Origin of the sequence: Corallococcus aberystwythensis, assembly GCF_003612165.1 — a bacterium.
GTDB classification, from domain to species: domain Bacteria; phylum Myxococcota; class Myxococcia; order Myxococcales; family Myxococcaceae; genus Corallococcus; species Corallococcus aberystwythensis.
Window position 1 is genome coordinate 1 of the sequence record NZ_RAWK01000079.1, and the last position, 20,556, is coordinate 20,556.

Annotated in this window: 15 protein-coding genes and 1 pseudogene; 11 read left to right on the forward strand and 5 right to left on the reverse strand. The window is 70.6% G+C overall.

Features of this window, described 5'->3' with window-relative positions:
• The 4 genes and pseudogenes from D7W81_RS42995 to D7W81_RS14920 all read left to right on the forward strand — a co-directional run.
• A pseudogene (locus tag D7W81_RS42995) lies at positions 1 to 237 on the forward strand (thioredoxin); the annotation flags it as partial.
• Entirely contained in the window at positions 230 to 679 is a 450-nt protein-coding gene (locus D7W81_RS14910) for a DUF3293 domain-containing protein (protein ID WP_120556040.1), read from the forward strand. The pseudogene D7W81_RS42995 and the gene D7W81_RS14910, both read left to right, overlap by 8 nt.
• Before the next feature lie 153 nt (positions 680 to 832).
• Positions 833 to 2,764, forward strand: coding sequence for a bifunctional metallophosphatase/5'-nucleotidase (locus D7W81_RS14915; RefSeq protein ID WP_120556041.1), 1,932 nt, complete (start codon positions 833 to 835; stop codon positions 2,762 to 2,764).
• 260 nt (positions 2,765 to 3,024) lie between these two features.
• The gene (locus D7W81_RS14920; RefSeq protein ID WP_120556042.1) at positions 3,025 to 4,944 is read left to right on the forward strand and encodes a bifunctional metallophosphatase/5'-nucleotidase; all 1,920 of its coding nucleotides are present in this window, start codon (positions 3,025 to 3,027) and stop codon (positions 4,942 to 4,944) included.
• 3 nt (positions 4,945 to 4,947) lie between these two features.
• On the opposite strand, the gene D7W81_RS14925 is transcribed toward D7W81_RS14920, so the two are convergent.
• Complete coding sequence (locus D7W81_RS14925) at positions 4,948 to 5,268, reverse strand: hypothetical protein (RefSeq protein ID WP_244227218.1); 321 nt, start codon at positions 5,266 to 5,268, stop codon at positions 4,948 to 4,950.
• Between the two features lie 214 nt (positions 5,269 to 5,482).
• A complete protein-coding gene (gene clpP / locus D7W81_RS14930) occupies positions 5,483 to 6,082 on the reverse strand; it encodes an ATP-dependent Clp endopeptidase proteolytic subunit ClpP (RefSeq protein WP_014399808.1) in 600 nt (199 codons plus the stop codon).
• 424 nt (positions 6,083 to 6,506) lie between these two features.
• Here clpP and D7W81_RS14935 point away from each other — a divergent pair, with 424 nt between their 5' ends.
• On the forward strand, positions 6,507 to 8,408 hold the full coding sequence (locus tag D7W81_RS14935; protein WP_120556044.1) for an ELWxxDGT repeat protein: 1,902 nt from the start codon (positions 6,507 to 6,509) through the stop codon (positions 8,406 to 8,408).
• A gap of 92 nt (positions 8,409 to 8,500) precedes the next feature.
• Entirely contained in the window at positions 8,501 to 11,656 is a 3,156-nt protein-coding gene (locus D7W81_RS14940; protein WP_120556045.1) for an HYR domain-containing protein, read from the forward strand.
• Here D7W81_RS14940 and fumC read toward each other — a convergent pair.
• Positions 11,598 to 12,995 carry a class II fumarate hydratase gene (fumC, locus tag D7W81_RS14945; protein WP_120556046.1) on the reverse strand — a complete coding sequence of 466 codons (1,398 nt, stop codon included), beginning with the start codon at positions 12,993 to 12,995 and terminating at the stop codon, positions 11,598 to 11,600. The two genes, D7W81_RS14940 and fumC, sit on opposite strands and share 59 nt — an antisense overlap.
• Positions 12,996 to 13,115: 120 nt before the next feature.
• On the opposite strand from fumC, the gene D7W81_RS14950 reads away from it, so the two are divergent.
• Entirely contained in the window at positions 13,116 to 13,595 is a 480-nt protein-coding gene (locus D7W81_RS14950) for an MOSC domain-containing protein (protein ID WP_244227219.1), read from the forward strand.
• On the opposite strand, the gene D7W81_RS14955 is transcribed toward D7W81_RS14950, so the two are convergent.
• Positions 13,596 to 14,174 carry a Uma2 family endonuclease gene (locus tag D7W81_RS14955; RefSeq protein ID WP_120556047.1) on the reverse strand — a complete coding sequence of 193 codons (579 nt, stop codon included), beginning with the start codon at positions 14,172 to 14,174 and terminating at the stop codon, positions 13,596 to 13,598.
• Between the two features lie 223 nt (positions 14,175 to 14,397).
• On the opposite strand from D7W81_RS14955, the gene D7W81_RS14960 reads away from it, so the two are divergent.
• Both D7W81_RS14960 and D7W81_RS14965 read left to right on the forward strand, forming a co-directional pair.
• Positions 14,398 to 14,949, forward strand: a complete 552-nt coding sequence (locus D7W81_RS14960; RefSeq protein ID WP_120556048.1) for a PDC sensor domain-containing protein — start codon at positions 14,398 to 14,400, stop codon at positions 14,947 to 14,949.
• 31 nt (positions 14,950 to 14,980) lie between these two features.
• Entirely contained in the window at positions 14,981 to 16,885 is a 1,905-nt protein-coding gene (locus D7W81_RS14965; protein ID WP_120556049.1) for a methyl-accepting chemotaxis protein, read from the forward strand.
• A gap of 9 nt (positions 16,886 to 16,894) precedes the next feature.
• On the opposite strand, the gene D7W81_RS14970 is transcribed toward D7W81_RS14965, so the two are convergent.
• Positions 16,895 to 17,254, reverse strand: coding sequence for a PspC domain-containing protein (locus tag D7W81_RS14970; protein ID WP_120556050.1), 360 nt, complete (start codon positions 17,252 to 17,254; stop codon positions 16,895 to 16,897).
• A gap of 273 nt (positions 17,255 to 17,527) precedes the next feature.
• On the opposite strand from D7W81_RS14970, the gene aceB reads away from it, so the two are divergent.
• Positions 17,528 to 19,150: a malate synthase A gene (gene aceB, locus D7W81_RS14975; RefSeq protein WP_120556051.1), complete on the forward strand. Its 1,623-nt coding sequence runs from the start codon at positions 17,528 to 17,530 to the stop codon at positions 19,148 to 19,150.
• Positions 19,151 to 19,216: 66 nt separating this feature from the next.
• Entirely contained in the window at positions 19,217 to 20,503 is a 1,287-nt protein-coding gene (gene aceA, locus D7W81_RS14980) for an isocitrate lyase (RefSeq protein ID WP_120556052.1), read from the forward strand.
• The last annotated feature ends 53 nt before the right edge of the window (positions 20,504 to 20,556 follow it).

Sequence of the window (20,556 nt, forward strand, 5' to 3'; positions counted from 1 at the left end):
ACCCCGAAGCCCCAGGCCGCCCCCCCGAGCGCGAACCCTCCGGCGATGAACGCGCCGCCTTCTGCGCCGCAGGGCACGAGTCCGACCGCCGCGAATCCGCAGGCCGCACCGGCAGGCACGACTCCACCGTCGTCGCCGCCGGGTGCGGGGACGCAGCCCGCGACCCCGCCGGCCGTGGCCACTCCGGCCATCAGCGCGCAGGGTGCGGGACCGGTGGTCGCCACGCCGCATGAGTGACGCGCGGCGCTCGGCGCTGCACGCGGCCTTCACGGCCACGGGCTACGTCGTGCGTCCGCACCCGCTCGTCGGAAACCGCAAGCACGTGCTGCGCGTGGACGCCATGCACCCGGCGCTCGACGCCGCGCTCACCGCGCACGGCTTCACCACCTGGGCGTTCGTCACCGCGTGGAATCCCCACGCGCACGCGCGCCCGCCCCGCACCAACGCACGCCTGCAACAGCGCCTCATCGCGCTGCTCGAAGCCCGGGGACACCCGAGCGTGTCCGCAGTGGGCGTGGCGGAGGACCGGCGCTGGTTCGAGGAGAGCCTCTTCGTCCCCGGTCTGTCCCGCGAGGAGGCCCTGCGCCTGGGCCGGCTGTTCGACCAGGAGGCCGTGCTCTGGGGCCGAGTGGGCGGCACTGCGGAGCTGGTGGGGTGTCGCGAGCCACCCCTCCCTTGAGTCGCAGTGGTGTGGCGCCGCCGCATCATCCGCGTGTGAAGGGCCTCCATCAGGCATGGGACGCTCCCTCCAACTTCCGGGACGCACCATCCTTCCGCGCCCGAGGAGCACGCCGTCGCGCGCTCCCGGACGCCCACCCCAGGAGCCGCCTCGATGCAACCTGCCCTTCCCCGCACGCGTGACGCCGCGCGACCCAGCCGCTTCCTCCTCGCAGGCGCCTTCGTCACCGGCCTGCTGCTCGCCTTCCACGGCGGCTGCGGCAACAACGAGTGCACCAACGCCTTTGACTGCCAGGAAGAGAACCCCGCGCCGGAAGGCCAGGGCTGGACGTGCGTGGACCACGTCTGCAAGGCCGTCACCTTCCCGCCCCCCGGCGGCGGTGACACCGACGCGGGCACCGGCACCGAGGACGCGGGCACGGGCACGGATGACGCGGGCACCGGCGGCAGCACCGTCGCCGTGAAGATCATCGCCTTCAACGACTTCCACGGGCAGCTGGAGCCCGCGACCGGCACCGGCGGCCAGATTCACACGGCCCTGCTGGCGGACGGCGGCGTGGACACGGCCAGCCGCGTGAACGCGGGCGGCGCGGTGTACTTCGCCAGGTACGTCGCGGACCTGCGCGCGAAGAACCCGAACACCATCGTGGTGTCCGCCGGTGACCTCATCGGCGCCACGCCGCTGCTCTCCGCGCTCTTCCACGACGAGCCCACCATCGAGGCGATGAACCAGATAGGCCTGGATTTGAGCGCGGTGGGCAACCACGAGTTCGACGAGGGCGGCTCGGAGATCCTCCGCATGCAGGCGGGCGGCTGCCACCCGGTGGACGGCTGCCAGGACGGCACCGGCTTCTCCGGCGCGAAGTTCAAGTACCTCGCGGCCAACGTGGCCACCGGCGTGGACCGCACCCTCTTCGCCCGCTACGACGTGCGCACCTTCGACGGCGTGAAGGTGGCCTTCGTCGGCATGACGCTGGAAGGCACGGCGAAGATCGTCGTACCCACGGGCGTGGCGGGGCTGCAGTTCAAGGACGAGGTGGAGACTGTCAACGCGCTGGTGCCGGAGCTCAAGGCGCAGGGCGTGAACGCCATCGTCGTCATGGTGCACGAGGGCGGGACGCCCGCGCTCGATTCGCTCTACAACGAGTGCAAGGGCATCTCCGGCCCCATCCTGGACATCGCGAAGAACCTGGACCCGGCGGTGGCGGTCATCGTCAGCGGCCACACGCACCAGGCCTACAACTGCACGCTGAGCGGCAAGCTGGTCACCAGCGCCGCGTCGGTGGGCCGGCTCGTCACGGACATCGACCTGACGCTGGACGCGGCCTCCGGCCAGGTGGTGAAGGCCCAGGCCCAGAACGTCATCGTCACCCGCACGGTGGCGCCGGACCCGGACGTCACGGAGCTCGTCACCCGCTACAAGGGACTGACGGCGCCGCTGGAGGGCCGCGTCATCGGCTGGGTCGCCGAGACGCTCACCCGCAGCAACCTCCAGAGGGACCCCACCGGCCAGTCCACCATGGGCTTCGTCATCGCGGACGCCCAGCTGGAGGCCACGAAGCCCGCGGCCCTGGGCGGCGCCCAGATTGCCTTCATGAACCCGGGCGGCGTGCGCGCCGACCTCGTGCACGACCCGGCCGACCCCAACGGCGTCGGCGCCGTCACCTACGGCGAGGCCTTCACCGTGCAGCCCTTCAGCAACACGCTGGTCACCATGACCCTGACGGGCGCGCAGATTGAACGCCTGCTGGAGCAGCAGTTCCGCACGGGCGACCTCACCCGCATCCTCCTCCCGTCCGCGGGCTTCCAGTACGCGTTCAGCGCGTCAGCGCCCATCGGCTCCAAGGTGGACCCCGCCAGCATCCTGTTGAACGGCGTCACGTTGGATCCCGCCGCCAGCTACCGCGTGACGACGAACAACCTCCTCGCCCCGGGCGGCGACAACTTCACCGTCTTCGGGGAGGGCACGAACACGGTGGGCGGCGCGGTGGACCTGGATGCGCTGGAGGCGTACTTCAAGGCGAAGAGCACCCAGGCGAACCCGCTGCCGGCCCCGGCGCTCGACCGGATGACGCGGCTGCCCTGAGCCGCCAGGGACTCAGCGACCCGAGCCGCCCGTCGCGGGGCTCGCGTCGCTGGGCAGGGAGGCCCTGGAGGCCGTGCTCTGGGGCGCCGTGGGCGGAACCGCCGAACTGCTGGCGAGCGGGAAACCCATACGTCCCGGAGCCCGCGTTGGGTGTTGGCCAGACCACACCCATTGGACGACACTCATTCGGAACCCGGCCCTCACACGCGTGCCACGCGACGATGCCAGGGTCCCCGCTTCTCCCTTCAGGAGCCGTCTCGATGCAGCCTTCCGTCCCCCGCGCGCCTCACGCCGCGCGACCCAGCGTCTTCCTCCTCGCCGGCGCCTTCGTCACCGGCCTGCTGCTCGCCTTCCACGGCGGCTGTGGCAACAACGAGTGCATCAATGCCTTTGACTGCCAGGAGGAGAACCCCGCGCCGGAAGGCCAGGGTTGGACGTGCGTGGACCACGTCTGCAAGGCCGTCACCTTCCCGCCCCCTGGCGGCGGTGACACCGACGCGGGCACCGGCACCGAGGACGCGGGCACGGGCACCGAGGACGGCGGCGCCACCGTCTCCCTGAAGATCATCGCCTTCAACGACTTCCACGGGCAGCTGGAGCCCGCGACCGGCACCGGCGGCCAGATTCACGAGCGCCTCCTGGCGGACGGCGGCGTGGACACGGCCAGCCGCGTGAACGCGGGCGGCGCGGTGTACTTCGCGCGCTACGTCGCGGAGCTGCGCGCGAAGAACCCGAACTCCATCGTGGTGTCCGCCGGTGACCTCATCGGCGCCACGCCGCTGCTCTCCGCGCTCTTCCACGACGAGCCCACCGTCGAGGCCATGAATCAAATCGGCCTGGACATCGCCGCCGTGGGCAACCACGAGTTCGACGAGGGCGGCTCGGAGCTCCTGCGCATGCAGAACGGCGGCTGCCACCCGAAGGACGGCTGCCAGGACGGCACCGGCTTCACCGGCGCCCGGTACAAGATCCTCGCGGCCAACGTGGCCACCGGCCCGGACCGCACCCTCTTCCCGCGCTACGACGTGCGGACCTTCGAAGGCGTGAAGGTCGCCTTCGTCGGCATGACGCTGGAAGGAACGACGACCCTCGTCACGCCCACGGGCATCGCCGGCCTCCAGTTCAAGGACGAGGTGGAGACCGTCAACGCGCTCATCCCGGAGCTCAAGGCGCAGGGCGTGAACGCCGTCGTCGTCATCGTGCACGAGGGCGGCACGCCCGGCCTCGACTCGCTCTACAACGAGTGCAAGGGCTTCACCGGCCCCATCGTGGAGATCGCGAAGAACCTGGACCCCGCCGTGAGCGTCATCGTCAGTGGCCACACGCACCAGGCCTACAACTGCACGCTGAGCGGCAAGCTGGTCACCAGCGCCGCGTCGGTGGGCCGGCTCGTCACGGACATCGACCTGACGCTGGACGCGGCCTCCGGCCAGGTGGTGAAGGCCCAGGCCCAGAACGTCATCGTCACCCGCACGGTGACGCCCGACCCGGACGTCACGGAGCTCATCACCCGCTACAAGGGCCTCACCACGCCGCTGGAGAACCGCGTCATCGGCTACATCTCCCAGACGCTCATCCGCGGCAACATCCAGACGGACCCCAGCGGCCAGGCCACCCTGGGCTTCGTCATCGCGGACGCGCAGCTGGAGGCCACGAAGGGCGCGAACGTGGGCGGCGCCCAGATTGCCTTCATGAACCCGGGCGGCGTGCGCACGGACCTGGTGCGCAACCCGGCGGACCCCAACGACACGGGCGCCGTCACCTACGGCGAGGCCTTCACCGTGCAGCCCTTCGGCAACACCCTGGTCACCGTGACGCTGACGGGCGCGCAGATTGAGCGCCTGCTGGAGCAGCAGTTCCAGCTCGCCAGCCCCCGCATCCTCCACCCGTCCGCGGGCTTCCAGTATGCGTTCAGCGCGTCCGCGCCCGCGGGCTCCAAGGTGGACCCCGCCAGCATCCTGCTCAACGGCACGACGCTGGACCCGGCCGCCAACTACCGCGTCACCATCAACAGCTTCCTCGCGCCCGGCGGTGACGGCTTCACCGTCCTCACGGAGGGCACCAACCCCGTGGGCGGCGCCGTGGACTCGGACGCGCTGGAGGCCTACCTCACCGCGAAGAGCTCGGAGGCCGCGCCACTGCCGGCCCCGGCGCTCGACCGCGTCACCCGGCTGCCGTAGCCGTCAGCGGAAACCCGAGCCCCCCGTCGCGGGGCTCGATTCGCTGGGCAGGGAGGTGCGGGGGATGGGCGACTGGGCGGAGGTGATGTCCAGGCGCTGTTCCCCCGTCACGCGCTGCGCCAGTGCATCGAAGTCCAGGTCCAGGAACTTCCCGGAGCCCTCCTCCGGGAGCCCGAAGCGGAGCCGCCAGTTGTTGGGGCTGAAGCGCAACGATTCGCCTCCTTCCGACAGCAGGATGCTGTTCTGCCGGGCGTACTCCTGGCCCGCGTCGACGACGTTGCGTTCGCCCAGCTCCTCCTGAACCGGCTGGGAGCTGGGTAGCACGGGCAGTCGGCCTGTAGGGCCAGTGGCACAACCCACGCCAGCCAGGAAGGCAGGCAGGAGAGCAGCGGCGAAGAGGCGGGGCAGCATGCCCAAACCCTGGGCACGCTTCCGTCAAGCTGCACCGTGGGGCGGCTTGCGAAGCCGCCACCCATCGCATGCCCGCCCGGAGGAACGGCACGGGGCCTGCTCCTCCGGTCCCCGCTGGAATGGAAAGCTACTTGGGCGCCGGCACGCCGGAAGCGCGCTCCACGACCTCGTCGATGAGGCCGTACTGCCGGGCCTCCTCGGCGCTCATGAAGTAGTCGCGCTCGGTGTCCTTCTCGATGCGCTCGATGGTGTGGCCCGTGTGCTTCACGAACAGGCCGTTGAGGTACGTGCGCAGGCGGAGGATTTCCTTCGCCTGGATGTCGATGTCCGTCGCCTGACCCTGCGCGCCGCCCAGCGGCTGGTGGATCATGATGCGGCTGTTGGGCAGGGCGTAGCGCTTGCCCTTGGAGCCGGCCAGGAGCAGCAGCGCGCCCGCGGAGGCGGCCTGGCCCACGCAGATGGTGGACACGGGGCATTTGACGTACTGCATCGTGTCGTACATCGCGAGCGCCGCCGTGACGGAGCCACCGGGCGAGTTGATGTAGAGGTTGATGCCCTTGTCCGGGTCCTCGGACTCCAGGAACAGCAGCTGGGCGACGATGAGGTTGGCCACATCGTCGTTGATGGGCGTGCCCAGGAGGATGATGCGGTCCTTGAGCAGACGGCTGTAGAGGTCGTACGCCCGCTCGCCGCGGTGCGTGGTCTCAATGACGAAGGGGACGTTCATGGCCCCCGTACCCTAATCGTCCCCCCGCGCGCGCGCTCCCTCCTTCTTCGCGGAGCGTGTGATGCCCCACGGTTGGTCCGAAACGCTCCCGTGCACCCTTGTCGCGGATGGGGTGCGTCCCAACACATCCCCTGCCGACACGCACCCACCGTCTGGGCGGTCGGCGGATCCGTTGGGGCATGTCATGTCTGTGAAGTCGCCGTTGCGTACACTGGCCGTCTTTCTTCTCACCCTGGGTTCAAGCACGGGCTGCGAGTCTCCGACTCCGACTCCGGCTTCCGGCACCGCCCCGCTTCCCGCCGTGGAGGGCCCGGCCGGGCCCGTGGAGCCAGGGCCCATCCCACAGGAGGACCCCGGCCCGGTGGCGCAGTAGCCGCCTCCGGAGGAGGAGGAGGACGACGCGGACGTCGCCCGCCCGTTCCTCGTGAAGGACCTGTCGCCCGGGGTCCGTCCGGGGCTCCCCAACGTGCGGATGGACGGACGGGCCCAGCTGGGCGCGTACACGTACTTCGCCGCGGACGACGGGATCCACGGGTGGGAGCTCTGGAGGACGGACGGAACACCGGAGGGCACGTCCCTGGTGACGGACCTGCTGCCCGGCCGCGAGGGGTCCGACCCCTCGCCGCTCGTGCGCATGGGTGACAGCCTGTACTTCACCGCCCGGATGCGGCCGGGGGTGAGCGCGGAGTACGACCTCCACGCGCTGTGGCGCACGGATGGCACCGCCGCGGGCACCCGGCGCCTGGTCACCCTGATGCGCCATGCCTGGGACGTCACCGTGCGCGACGGGCTGCTCTTCTTCAGGGCTTCGCCCCAGGACGACTTCTTCGGGATGGACCCCCAACTGTGGCGCACGGATGGCGCCGCTCCGGGCACGGTCGCCCTGACCTCGGAGGCGATGCTCGCGAACATCGGCATCGCGGGCGGAGGCGCGGGCCGGATGTACTTCACGTCCTCGGATGGGACGCTGTGGGTGACGGATGGCACGCAGGAGGGCACCCGGACCTTGCGGCAGTTCGGCTCGCGTCCCGTCGGCGCGTTCGACTCGGAGTGGAGCGAAACCGCGGCGATGGACAACGGCACGCTCTACTTCACGCTGCCGCAGCTCGTTGAGAGCACGCCGCCATATCCGATGGAGACCGTCATCGCGCTCTGGCGCACGGACGGCACGCCGGAAGGAACGCGTCAGGTGAACCGCAAGGCCCCGGGCGTCTTCGAGCACGAGCCCACCCAGCTGGCCCCGGTGAACGGCCATCTGCTGTTCGTGGACGAACGCGACCGTCAGACCCTCTGGTCCATGGACGCCCGGACGGAGGAGGTCCGTCAGCTGACGCAGCTCCCCAATACCGGCCACTCCATGACCTTCGTCTCCACGGACACGCAGGCCTGGTTCGTCCGCGTCCTGTCCGCGTCCCAGCAGGAGCTGTGGAAGACGGACGGCACGCCCGAGGGCACCGTGCCCGTGATGGGCACTCCGCCCGGCTCACCCCGTGGCTGGTCCCCGCACCTGCTCACGCCGGTGGGCGGGACGCTCTACTTCGCCGCGCGCGAAGACGCGGAGCTGCGCGACTCGCTGTGGAGGACGGACGGCACGGCGGAGGGCACGGTGAAGCTCAAGTCCTTCGCGGGCGGCCCCACCTGGGTGGACCTGCTGGGCATCTATCCGGTGGGCTCGCGCGTGTACTTCCGCGCCCGGGTGGGGAACCACCAGCAGCTCTGGGTCACGGACGGCACGGCCGCGAGCAGCCGCTTCGTGGCGGACCTGTCCGGTGACGACCCGCGCGACCCGGGCAAGGGCGAGTGGGCCGCCGTGGGTGACACGCTGTTCCTGTCGCTGGGGTCCACCAGCGGCGAGGCCCCGACGCTGTGGAAGACGGATGGGCGGACCTCGGGCGTTGTGCGCGCCCTGCCGAAGACGGACGTGACCGCGCCGCCCGCGCGACTCACCACGAACGGGAACCAGTTGCTGTTCTGGTGGACGGACGGCGCGAGCGGCTACGAGCTCTGGAAGAGCGACGGCACGGAGGCGGGCACGGTGCCCGTGAAGGAGCTCCGCCCCGGCGCCGCCGGGAGCGTGGCCGTGCCCGGGCCGCTGGTGCCGCTGGGCCCCCAGGGGCCGTGGGTGTTCGCGGCGTCGGACGGCGTCACGGGCTTGGAGCTGTGGCGGACGGACGGCACGGCCGGGGGCACGAAGCCGCTCGCGGACGTGCTGCCCGGACCGCTGTCCTCGGCACCCGCGAACCTGAGGGTCGCGGGCGGCAAGCTCTTCTTCACCGCGTGGACGCCGGAGACGGGCCGCGAGCCCTGGGTGCTGCCCCTGCGCTGACCCCGGGCCCGGTTGGGACGCGGACGCGGAAAATGACAAGGTCCGGCGCCTGCCTCGTATGAGGTGGAGTGCAACAGCCGACGGGAAGTGCCATGGGCTCTCCGAAGTTCGCGGTGAGGGTGAAGTCATCGGGGGTGGGCCTGGCCCTCTGGCTGGGCCTGGGGTGTGGCGACGCCTCCACGGAACCCGCGCCCACCGCCAGGGCCGCGAGGCTGGAGGCGGAAGCCGCGCCCTTCCTGGTGCGCGACCTGCGCCCGGGACCCACAGCGGTCGTCCCGAGCGCGAACCCCGCCAGCTTCGTGCAGGTGGGGACGAGCGTCTTCTTCACGGTGGACGACCAGCTCCACGGCCGGGAGCTGTGGAGGACCGACGGAACCCCGGAGGGCAGCGCCCTGGTGACGGACCTGATGCCGGGCCGAGAGGGCTCAATCCCTACCCACCTCACGGCGATGGGAGGGCAGCTGTACTTCGTGACCTCGCTGCTCGCCACGAACCAGGGGCTCTTCGGTCTGTGGCGCACGGACGGCACGCCGGACGGCACCCGGCTGCTGCTGACCCTGCGTGAGCGCCCGTCCTTCATCACCGAGCACGGGGGGGCCCTCTACTTCGAGGCCCCGGCCCTGGACAGCCCGCAGGGCTTCACGCTCTGGAAGAGCGACGGGACTCCCGCCGGCACCCAGGTGCTGAAGGAGGTCGCCTCCGCGTTCCGCCTCGAGACCGCGTCCGCGCTCTGGGTGGGGGACAGGCTCTACTTCAGCGGCCAATCGGACCCCATGGGCCCGGAGCTCTGGACGTCGGATGGGACGCCCCAGGGCACCCGGCTGCTGGCGGACCGGGGCCTCGGCAAGGGTGAGATGGGGTCCTTGCGAGACATGGCCCGGCTGGCGGACCGGCTCCTGTTCTGGGGGCGGGAGACGAGCACCAGCCCCCCGCGCCTGTGGATCACCGACGGCACCGGGCCTGGAACCCAGGCGCTGGGCGCGGTCCACGGCGCTCCCACCACCAGACTCGGCTCCTCCGCCCCCATCGTGGTCATCGGGAACACCGCCTACTTCAACGCCTGGGACGCCCAGGCCGGTCAGGAGCTGTGGAGGACGGACGGCACGCCCGAGGGCACCGCCCGGGTGGCCGACCTCGTCCCCGGCATCGAGGGAGGCGACCCGGTGAAGCTCACCGCGCACGAGGGACGCCTCTACTTCCTCGTCCAGGAGGACGCCGCGAGCCCGCGACGGCTGTGGAAGCTGGACACCCCGGACGCCCTCCCGGAGCCGGTCGCGGGAGCGCCCGTTCCGGTCGTGTCCTCGCCCCAGATGGAGCCCTTGCGGAGCACGCCCGCGGGCCTCTTCTTCCAGGGGTGGGATTACGCCCAGCTGCCGTTGTGGCGCACGGACGGCACGCCGGCCGGAACGCAACGGGTGGCGTCACTGGCCTCCGGACGCACCCATGGGATGCAGCTGTGGGCGTGGGACCGGCTGATCATCTCCGCGTCGGATGGGCAGCTGCTCTTGACGGACGGGACGCCGGCCGGGACGTCCACCCTGCCCTCCGTGGCCCCCCGGGAACTCGATGCCTTCATCTCCTTCACCCCGGCGGCCGTGAACCTGGATGGCACGCTGTTCTTCGTCTCACCGGTTCTGCGCAGCACCTCCCACGGTCCGGCTGAGTACTTCGGCGCGCTGTGGGCCAGCGACGGCACGGCCGACGGGACCCGGGAGGTGCTGGCCCGGCCGGGCGGCTACTACTCTCGAGGGCCCTTCGCCCTCACGCCCGTCAACGGGCGGCTCCTCTTCCTCACCCAGGGCTATACCCCCAACGAGCTGTGGTCGCTGAATGGCACCACCCACGAATTGCAGCAGTTGGACGAGCGCGAAGCCTACGGCCAGGTCGGGAGCCTCATTGGCGCCGCGACACGGGCCTACTTCACCCGGTGGAGCGTCGTCCCCTTCACCTCCACCTCCATGGAGCTGTGGATGACGGACGGCACGGCGCAGGGCACCGTGCAGCTGGCCCGGGCCCCGGAAGGGTCCTCCTGGTCGACGCCCAGGCTCCTCGCGACCGAGGGGGACCGGCTCTACTTCGCCTGGACGGAGACCCTGAACCGGGACGCGCTGTGGGTGAGCGACGGCAGCGCCCAGGGCACGGTACGGATCAAGCCCGCCGCGCCGGACACCTCTCAAATCCTGGGCATCTTCCCCACCGCCCGGCGGATGTTCGTCCTGTACCGCATGGGCGAGACCCACCAGGTCTGGGGGACGGAGGGGACGGAGCGGAGCACCCGCCTCGTGGCCGCACTGCCACCGGACCTGGACGTCCTGGGCGAGGCGGCCGCCGTGGGCGACACGCTGTACCTCGTCTTCAACACCGGCGAGGGTCCGCCCCGGCTGTGGAGGCTCGAAGGCCAGACGCTGGAACCCCTCCACACCTTCGGGACGACGCGTGCCGTGCCCCAGCCCCAGCGGCTCACCGCACTGGGGAACCGGTTGGTGTTCTGGGCCTCGGACGGCGTGAGCGGCTACGAGCCGTGGACGAGCGACGGCACCCCCGGGGGCACCGTCCCGCTGAAGGACCTCAACCCGGGCCCCATGGGCGCGGTGGCCACGCCCGGCCCGTGGGTGCCGATGGGGCCGCACGGGCCGCTCGTCTTCGCCGCATCGGATGGCACCTCCGGCATGGAGCTGTGGAGGACGGACGGCACGCCCGAGGGCACGGTGCGCGTGGCGGACGTGCTGCCCGGCCCGCGCTCCTCGTCGCCCGGCCTCATGGCCGCGGCGGGGCGGCACCTCTTCTTCTCCGCCTGGACGCCGGAGGCGGGGCGCGAGCTGTGGGCCCTGCCCATCGAGGGCGCGGATGTCACCCCGCCCCACCTCACCTGCCCGGGTCCGCTGCGGGCCAAGGCGCTCACGCCGGAGGGCGCCCCGGTGGACCTGCCCCGGGTGGCGGTGATGGATACACAGGACGCGCATCCCACGCTGCGCATGAGCCCGGCGTCCGGGAGCACCTTCCCCCCGGGCACGACGACCGTGCGGGTCACCGCGACCGACGCCACGGGAAACATGGCCACCTGCACCTTCGACGTGGAGGTGGTGGTGGTGGAGGCGGGCGGCTGCCAGCAGGCGGGAGGCGGCGCGAGCCCGGGCCTCCTGGGGGGCATCCTGCTGGCGCTGTGGGCGCTGCGCCCGGGGGCGCGGCCTACAGGTTCCCGGTCATCTTCTCCGGGCGCACCCACTGGTCGAACTGCTCGGCGGTGACGAGCCCCAGCTCCACCGCCACCTCCTTCAGGGTCTTGCCCTGCTTGTGCGCCGTCTTCGCGATCTTCGCCGCGTTGTCGTATCCGATGTGCGGGTTGAGCGCGGTGACGAGCATCAGGCTGCGCTGGAGGTTCTCCTGGAGGCGCGGGAGGTTGGGCTCGATGCCCACCGCGCAGTTGAGGCGGAAGCTGCGCATGCCGTCCGCGAGCAGCCGGGTGCTCTGCAGGAAGTTCTGGATGATGAGCGGCTTGAAGACGTTGAGCTCGAAGTTGCCGGACGCGCCGCCCAGGGAGATGGCCACGTCGTTGCCCATCACCTGGGCGGACAGCATGGTGAGCGCCTCGCTCTGCGTGGGGTTCACCTTGCCCGGCATGATGGAGCTGCCCGGCTCGTTCTCCGGGATGTTGATTTCCCCAATGCCCGAGCGCGGCCCGGACGACAGCCAGCGGATGTCATTGGCCACCTTGAACAGCACCGCCGCCAGCCCCTTGAGCGCGCCGTGCGCCTGCACCAGCGCGTCGTTGGCGGCCAGCGCCTCGAACTTGTTGGGCGCGGTGACGAAGGCGTGGCCGGTGAGCTTCGCGATCTCGGCCGCCACGCGCTCGGCGTAGCCCGGGGGCGCGTTGAGGCCGGTGCCCACGGCAGTGCCGCCCAGCGCCAGCTCCAGCAGGTGCGGCAGGGACGCCTCGATGTGGCCCTTCGCGCGGTCCAGCTGCGCCACGTAGCCGCTGAACTCCTGGCCCAGCGTGAGCGGCGTCGCGTCCTGCAGGTGCGTGCGGCCAATCTTCACGATGGAGTGGAAGGCCTGGGACTTCTGGGCCAGCACGTCGCGCAGGGCCGTCAGCTCCGGCAGCACGTGCTTCACCACGGCCTCCACGGCGGCCACGCTCATCGCGGTGGGGAACACGTCGTTGGAGCTCTGGCCCTTGTTGACGTCGTCGTTGGCGTGGACCTTGCGGCCCTCGCCGCGCTCGCCGCCCAGGATTTCCGAGGCGCGGTTGGCCAGCACCTCGTTGCAGTTCATGTTCGTCTGGGTGCCGCTGCCCGTCTGCCACACCAGCAGGGGGAACTCCTCGTCGTGCTGGCCGGCGAGCACTTCATCCGCGGCCTTCACGATGGCCCCGGCCTTCTCCTGGGACAGCGAGCCGTTCGCCTGGTTCACGAGCGCGGCGGCCTTCTTCACCAGCACCAGCGCGTGCACGAGCGCCAGCGGCATGCGCTCCGAGGAGATGGCGAAGTTCTGACGGCTGCGCTGGGTCTGCGCGCCCCACAGCCGGTCGGCGGGGACTTCGATGGGACCGAAAGTGTCCTTCTCGATGCGAACGTTCTTCGTGCTCACGGGGGCCTCTCCAGGCAGGAACGATGTCCCGCGCGATTAACACCGCCGCGCCGCCACGGCAGGCCCGAGTGACGCGTCCGCCCCCTCTCCAACGGAGCCCACCGGCGTTAGTGTCACGTCGTGAGCACCGCAGGCACCATCCGAGCCCTCTTCCTCGCCCAGGAGCGGGGCACGCCCATGCGCCGGGTCCCCGAGGCGCACGCCGTGGAGCAGCACGGCTTCCAGGGCGACCGGCACCAGCGCAGGGCGGTGGGCCACAAGCGCCAGCTCCTGCTCCTGGACGAAGCACAGCGAGCGGCGCTGGACGTGCCCGAGGGCGCGCTCAAGGAGAACGTGCTGGTGGAGGGGCTGCCCCTGGACGCGCTGCCACCGGGACAGCGCCTGGCATTGGGGGACGAGGTGGTGGTGGAGCTGACCGAGCCCTGCGTCCCGTGCTGGAAGCTGGACGCCCTGCGCCCTGGCCTCTTGAAGGAGAGCTGGGCCCGCAGGGGTCAGCTCGCCCGGGTGCTCAAGGCTGGCACCGTGAAGGAAGGCGACCCCGTGCGCCTGCTGGACGTGAACCCGGACGCACCGCGCATCATCCGGCCGAAGCTGCCCTGATCAGCGTTCCCAGAGCGCGCCCAGCTCCAGCGGCACGGCATCGAAAGGCGCGGGGTGCACCGTTCCACGCCCGAGGTGCACGCCAGACAGGGCCCACTGGCCATCCCGCAGTTGGTGGATCTCCAGACCTTCCTCCAATGGCTCGATGAACCACAGCCATTCCACGCCGGCCCGGGCGTAGACACGCATCTTCGGTCCCCGGTCCCACCTTCGCGTGGAGGGGGACAGCACCTCGCAGATCCAATCCGGCGCCAGGGAGAAGACAGGCGTGTCTGGCATCCGAGGCATGCGCTCACGACGCCAGCCCGCGAGGTCTGGCACCAGCGCGTCCCCCGTCCCCGGAAAGCGCAGCTCCGGCTCATCCAGGATGAGCCATCCGCCGGGCCCGTCACGCCCCCGGTCGAAGGGGCCGTCCAGCAAGGCTCCCAACCGCGACGCCGCACGCGTGTGGCGGGACGCGGGCCTCGGGCTGACGACCAGCTCCCCTTCGATGATCTCCCCCACCTTCGTCGGCGGCACGTCCTCCAGGACGGCGTACGACACCGGCTTCCCCTTCCCACTCCCGTTTCCATCGCCCATGCGCGCAAGGATGCCCCCTACCCCTGACATCCTCAAGCCAACGGCCGACCTGACAATCCATACACGGGAGCAGGAAGCCAGGCCCGCGCAGTCCCGCCCGCCCTGAAGCCACTGAAAACAGGCTTAATTTGAATAATTCAAATCATGCCTGCCTGGGTGACGGGGCGAACGGTTCCATGACACACTTTTTCAACCGTTCTCACGGCCCTGGGGGCGTCTGGTGATGTCTATATTCTGGATGGGATTGGCGCTGACCGTTGGGGGCCAGCTTCCTCCCGACGGTGTCGCGCAGCTCCAGAAGGTGGACGGCGTGATGCCCCATTTGCGCCAGTTGGCCGAGGACCCGGAGGTGGTGCGCGCCATCCGCGCCCAGAACGCGCGCCGCGTGCCGCTCGCCACCATCCAGCGGCACGACGCGGAGTGGATGGCGACCACCGCCCTCACACCGTTCAAGCAGGGCGTGCTGGACGGCCCATGCACGGGCGCGCTGCGCCGCCTGCGGGAGCGGCTGGGCCCGGCGATGGCGGAGGCCTTCACCATGGATGGCCAGGGCGCGCTCGTCTGCGCCAGCCGGCGCACGTCCGACTACTGGCAGGGGGACGAGGCCAAATGGCGCCTCACCTACGCCCAAGGCCAGGGCGGGCCCGCGTTGCGCGAGGCCCCCTTCTTCGACGAGTCCTCCCAGGCCTACGTCATCCAGGTGTCCCTCCCCGTCCGCGACGGCGCCCAGGTCATCGGCGCGCTCACCGTGGGTCTGTCCCTGCTCGACCTGTGACACCGACCGTTTTCCCCCAGGGTCCTCACGCATGCGCCTGCTGTCCGGATTGAAGTTGCGGGGCCGCCTCACGCTGTGGGTCTGCCTGCTGCTCGTCGCGGCCCTCACCCCTGTCGTCCTGGTGGGCGTCCACGTCATCCGGCGCAACCTGGAGCAGCAGGTGCAAGGCGTCCTCCACGTGGAGGCCCAGGCCCTGCAGGACCTCGTCGAAGCGTCCCTCCACGAGCGCGAAGCGAACGCCCGCGCCTGGACCGAGGACGCCATCGTGCGCGGCGCGCTCCTCTTCGACACCTACGCCAAGAGCGACGCGGTGCTCGCCTCGCTCAACGGACGGCACACCACCTTCGCGGGGCTGGTGCTGTTCACCCCCGACGGGCGCGCGGTCTCCGCGAGCCGGCCGGAGCTGCGCCAGACCTTCGCCGGCCGCGAGCAGGAGGTGCGCGCCGCGCCCTGGTTCCAGACCGCGCTGGAGGACCGGCTGGACCCCGCCGTCCTCACGGGCGCCCTCACGAAGAAGGACCCGTTCCTCGCCCGCCCCGTGATGCCCCTGGCCCTGCCCGTGCTCAGCCCCATCTCCGGCGCACGCGTGGGCGTGCTGCTGGCCGCGTATGACTGGGGCCAGCTGGAAGCGGTGGTCACGGGCGCACTCCAGCGCTCCCACAGCCGGGGGCAGAAGAGCTTCACCCTCGAAATCCTCGCGCCCGACGGCGGCCGTCTCTTCAGCTCCCGGGCCACCAACGCGCCGGGCCTCACGGACGCCGTCCGGGCCGAAGCCCGCGACGACACCGCCCGCTTCGCCGCGGGCAAGGGCTGGCGCTTCGTGGCGGCGATGGACGCGACCGAGGCCTTCCTGCCCCTGCGGCGCTTCCTCCAACTGAGCCTGCTCGCGGTGGCCGCGCTCCTCCTGCTAGCCGTGCTGGCCGCCTGGGCCCTGGCGCGCGGGGTGACCCGGCCCATCGCCACGCTGAGCGCGCTGGTGACCCGCGTGGTGCGCGAGGGCGACCTCACCCAGAAGGTGGAGGCCCACGGCCATCAGGACGAGGTGGGCGAGCTGGCCTCCGCCTTCTCCCGGATGATGGACCACCTGCGCGAGTCCACCACCAGCCTCCAGCAGGCCACCCGGGTGCTGGGGCAGACGGTGGGCGAGCTCACCCAGGCCACCGAGCAGCAGGAGCGCAACCTCACCCGGCAGGGCGTCGCCATCCACGAGACGCAGGTCACCGCGAAGGAGATCCAACAGACCTCGCAGCTCGCCGCGGAGCGTTCTCAGGCGGTGCTCACGCTGGTGGCGCGGGCGCGCGAGGCGGGCGGCTCCGGGCAGACGGCGCTCGGCGCCAGCCTGGACGGCTTCGAACAGCTGCGCGACCACGGGACGCGGCTGGCCGAGGGCATCTCCACCCTCCACGAGCGCACGCACCAGATTGGCGGTATCACCCAGACGGTGAAGGACCTGGCGGACCAGTCCAACATGCTCGCGCTCAACGCGGCCATCGAGGCGGCGCGCTCCGGCGAGCACGGCAAGGGCTTTGGCGTGGTGGCGCGGGAGATCCGCAGCCTCGCGGATCAATCCATCCAGGCCACCAGCCGGGTGCGCGACATCCTGGACGCCATCCGCGGCGGCATCCGCGACACCGTGGCGCTTTCAGAAGAGGGCCAGCGCCGCTCCGAGGCAGGCCTGGCCCAGGTGCGCGAAAGCGGGCAGAGCCTGCGGGAGCTGACGGACATCATCCAGGACAACGCCTCCGCCGCGCAGCAGATCGCCGCCGCCGTCATCCAGCAGAACGCCGGCATCGCTCAAATCTTCGGCGCCGTCACGGACCTGTCCCGGATGATGGACGACACCCTCCAGGCCATGCACGGCACCCAGCGCATGACGCACGCCCTGCGCGGCGTGGCCGAGCGCATGGAGTCCGTGGCCGGCGTCTGGCGCGTCTAGCTCCGGACGTTAGACGCGCTTCTCCCAGCGGGGCGTGTCGTCGTCCACCGGCGTGTTCGCCACCTTGGACACCCAGTCCAGCGGCCCCTGCAGCGGAGCCCGGCCATAGGCCTTCGCCGGGATGAACGCCCAGAGCAGCAGGTAGAGCCCGGCGCTCATCCCCCCGGACGCGAAGAACATCAGCACGAACGCCACCCGCACCAGCGCGGCGTCCACGCCCAGCTCGCGGGCCAGCGACGCGCAGACGCCCAGGAGCGCCCGCCCCTCACCCCGGTGCATCGGCACCGTGCGCGTGCGGCAGTGCGGGCAGCGCGGCGCCTCCCCGGACAGCTCCTTCGAACAAGCCCTGCAGCGTGTCGTGACGTCCATGAGGTGACCTCTCCGTCAGGCCCCCGCTTGGCACATGGGGGTCCTGTTCCTACCTACGGAAACGGCCGTTCCTGATTGCCGTCCCCCCCGGGGTGCCGTGATTCCGGGGGTTTGTGTCCGGCTGCGTCAGTGGATTTACAGATTTAATCATCGTGATGTTGACGGGCTTACAGGCAAGCGTGTTCTGATTCACCAAGGCTTCCCTTCCACAGTGGGTGGGGACATCTTTCAGCCCGTTAGGCCGTTTTACAACGCATCTCGTCAGGAGCCGACATGGACGCGCGCACCTCCCAGAATCCCCCGGCTTTCGGCCCCGGCGTAACCGTGGAGGGGGCCTGGCATCCGGACTACGCGGAGGTGCTGACGCAGGACGCCATGGCCTTCGTGGCGAAGCTGGTCCGCACCTTCGGGGAGCGGCGGGAGGCCCTGCTGGAGCGGCGCAAGAAGGTGGCCCAGGCCTGGCGCAAGGGGGAGCGCCCGCACTTCCTGCCGGAGACGGCGGACGTGCGGAAGGGGGACTGGACGGTGTCCCCGGTGCCCGCGGACCTCCAGGACCGCCGCGTGGAGATCACCGGTCCGGTGGACCGCAAGATGATCATCAACGCGCTCAACTCCGGCGCCAGCGTCTTCATGGCGGACTTCGAGGACGCCAACAGCCCCACCTGGGACAACGTGGTGCGCGGCCAGCTGAACCTGCGCGACGCCGTGAGGAAGACCATCTCCTTCACCGCGGAGAACGGGAAGCACTACGCGCTCAACGACAAGCACGCTGTCCTCTTCGTGCGCCCGCGCGGCTGGCACCTGCCGGAGCGGCACGTGCGCATCGACGGCAAGCCCATCTCCGGCTCGCTCTTCGACTTCGGCCTGTTCTTCTTCCACAACGCGCGCGAGCAGCTGAAGCGCGGCACGGCCCCCTACTTCTACCTGCCCAAGATGCAGAGCCACCTGGAGGCCCGGCTGTGGAACGACGTGTTCCACCTGGCCCAGAGCGAGCTGGACATCCCGCGCGGCACCATCAAGGCCACGGTCCTCATCGAGACGCTGCCCGCCGCGTTCGAGATGGACGAAATCCTCTACGAGCTGCGCGAGCACTCGGCCGGCCTCAACTGCGGCCGCTGGGACTACATCTTCAGCTTCATCAAGACGCTCCAGTCCGACGACTCCGTGGTGCTGCCCGACCGTGGGCAGGTCACCATGGACAAGGGCTTCCTCAACGCCTACTCGCAGCTGCTCATCCAGACCTGTCACCGCCGGGGCGCGCACGCCATGGGCGGCATGGCCGCCTTCATCCCCATCAAGGGAGACACGGCCGCCAACGACGCGGTGATGGCCAAGGTCCGCACGGACAAGCTGCGGGAAGCGAAGAACGGCCACGACGGCACCTGGGTGGCGCACCCCGGCCTCGTGCCCATCGCGAAGGAGATCTTCGACGCGCAGATGCAGGGCCCCAACCAGGTGGCCAACAAGCGCGAGGACGTGCGCATCACGGAAGCGGACCTGCTCCAGGTGCCCTCCGGCACGCGCACGGAGGAGGGCCTGCGCCACAACATCCGCGTGGGCATCCAGTACACCGCCGCGTGGCTGGGCGGCCTGGGCTGCGTGCCCCTCTACAACCTGATGGAGGACGCGGCCACGGCCGAAATCTCCCGCGCCCAGGTGTGGCAGTGGATCCACCACGGCGCCACGCTGGATGACGGCCGCCCGGTGACGCAGGAGCTGTTCCGCAAGCTGCTCGCGGAGGAGATGGCGCAGATGGGCCGCGAGGGCGCCAACGAGCGCTACGGCCAGGCGCACATGGAGAAGTCCCGCGTCCTCTTCGAGCAGCTGTCCACCGCGCCCGCCTTCGAGGACTTCCTCACCCTGCCCGCCTACGAGGCGCTCGACGCGCGGGCCTGACGCTTTTTCCAACCCGAAGCACCGACGTCTTCTTCAACCCTTCACCGCAGCCCGAGGAGTCCTGGCATGTACGACGCGACGCCGACCACTTCTGATGCCTCCCCTCACGCGAAGCTCCATGCCCAGCGCTTCGAGGGAATCAAGCGCACCTACACCGAGAAGGACGTGGACAAGCTCCGGGGCTCCATCCGCGTGAGCCACACGCTGGCGGAGATGGGCGCCCGCCGCCTCTGGGAGCTGCTCCACACCGACGAGTACATCAACGCGCTGGGCGCGCTCACCGGCAACCAGGCCGTGCAGATGGTGCGCGCGGGCCTCAAGGCCATCTACCTCTCCGGCTGGCAGGTCGCCGCGGACGCGAACTCCGCGGGCCAGATGTACCCGGACCAGAGCCTCTACCCGGTGGACTCCGTTCCCAGCGTGGTGAAGAAGATCAACAACGCCCTGCGCCGCGCGGACCAGATTGACCACGCCGAAGGGCGTCATGACCGCAACTGGTTCGCGCCCATCATCGCGGACGCGGAGGCCGGCTTCGGCGGTCCGCTCAACGCCTACGAGCTGATGAAGGGCATGATTGAAGCGGGCGCCGCGGGCGTTCACTTCGAGGACCAGCTGGCCAGCGAGAAGAAGTGCGGCCACATGGGCGGCAAGGTGCTGGTGCCCACCAGCCACTTCGTGCGCACGCTGACCGCGGCGCGCCTGGCGGCGGACGTGATGGGCGTGCCCACGCTGCTCGTGGCGCGCACGGACGCGGACAGCGCCAAGCTCCTGATGAGCGACGCGGACGAGTACGACCACGCCTTCATCGACAAGGCGGCGGGCCGCACGGCCGAGGGCTTCTACCGCATCAAGGGCGGCCTGGAGTGCGCCATCGCGCGCGGCCTGGCCTACGCCCCGTACGCGGACCTCGTGTGGTGCGAGACCAGCACCCCGGACCTCGCGCAGGCCAAGGCCTTCGCGGAGGGCATCCACAAGAAGTTCCCCAACAAGATGCTCGCGTACAACTGCTCGCCGTCCTTCAACTGGAAGAAGAACCTGGACGACAGCACCATCGCGAAGTTCCAGCGTGAGCTGGGCGCCATGGGCTACAAGTTCCAGTTCGTCACGCTGGCCGGCTTCCACGCGCTGAACTTCTCGATGTACGAGCTGGCGCGGAAGTACAAGGACCGCGGCATGGCGGCCTACAGCGAGATGCAGCAGTCGGAGTTCGGCGCGGAGAAGGACGGCTACACCGCCACGCGCCACCAGCGCGAGGTGGGCACCGGCTACTTCGACCAGGTCGCCGAGGTGATCTCCGGCGGCAGCGCCAGCACCCTGGCCCTGCACGAGTCCACCGAGGCCCACCAGTTCTAGGCCCGGCGGATCCGTTCCAGGGGCTGTGAAGGCCTGAAGGCCGCGGCGTCCCA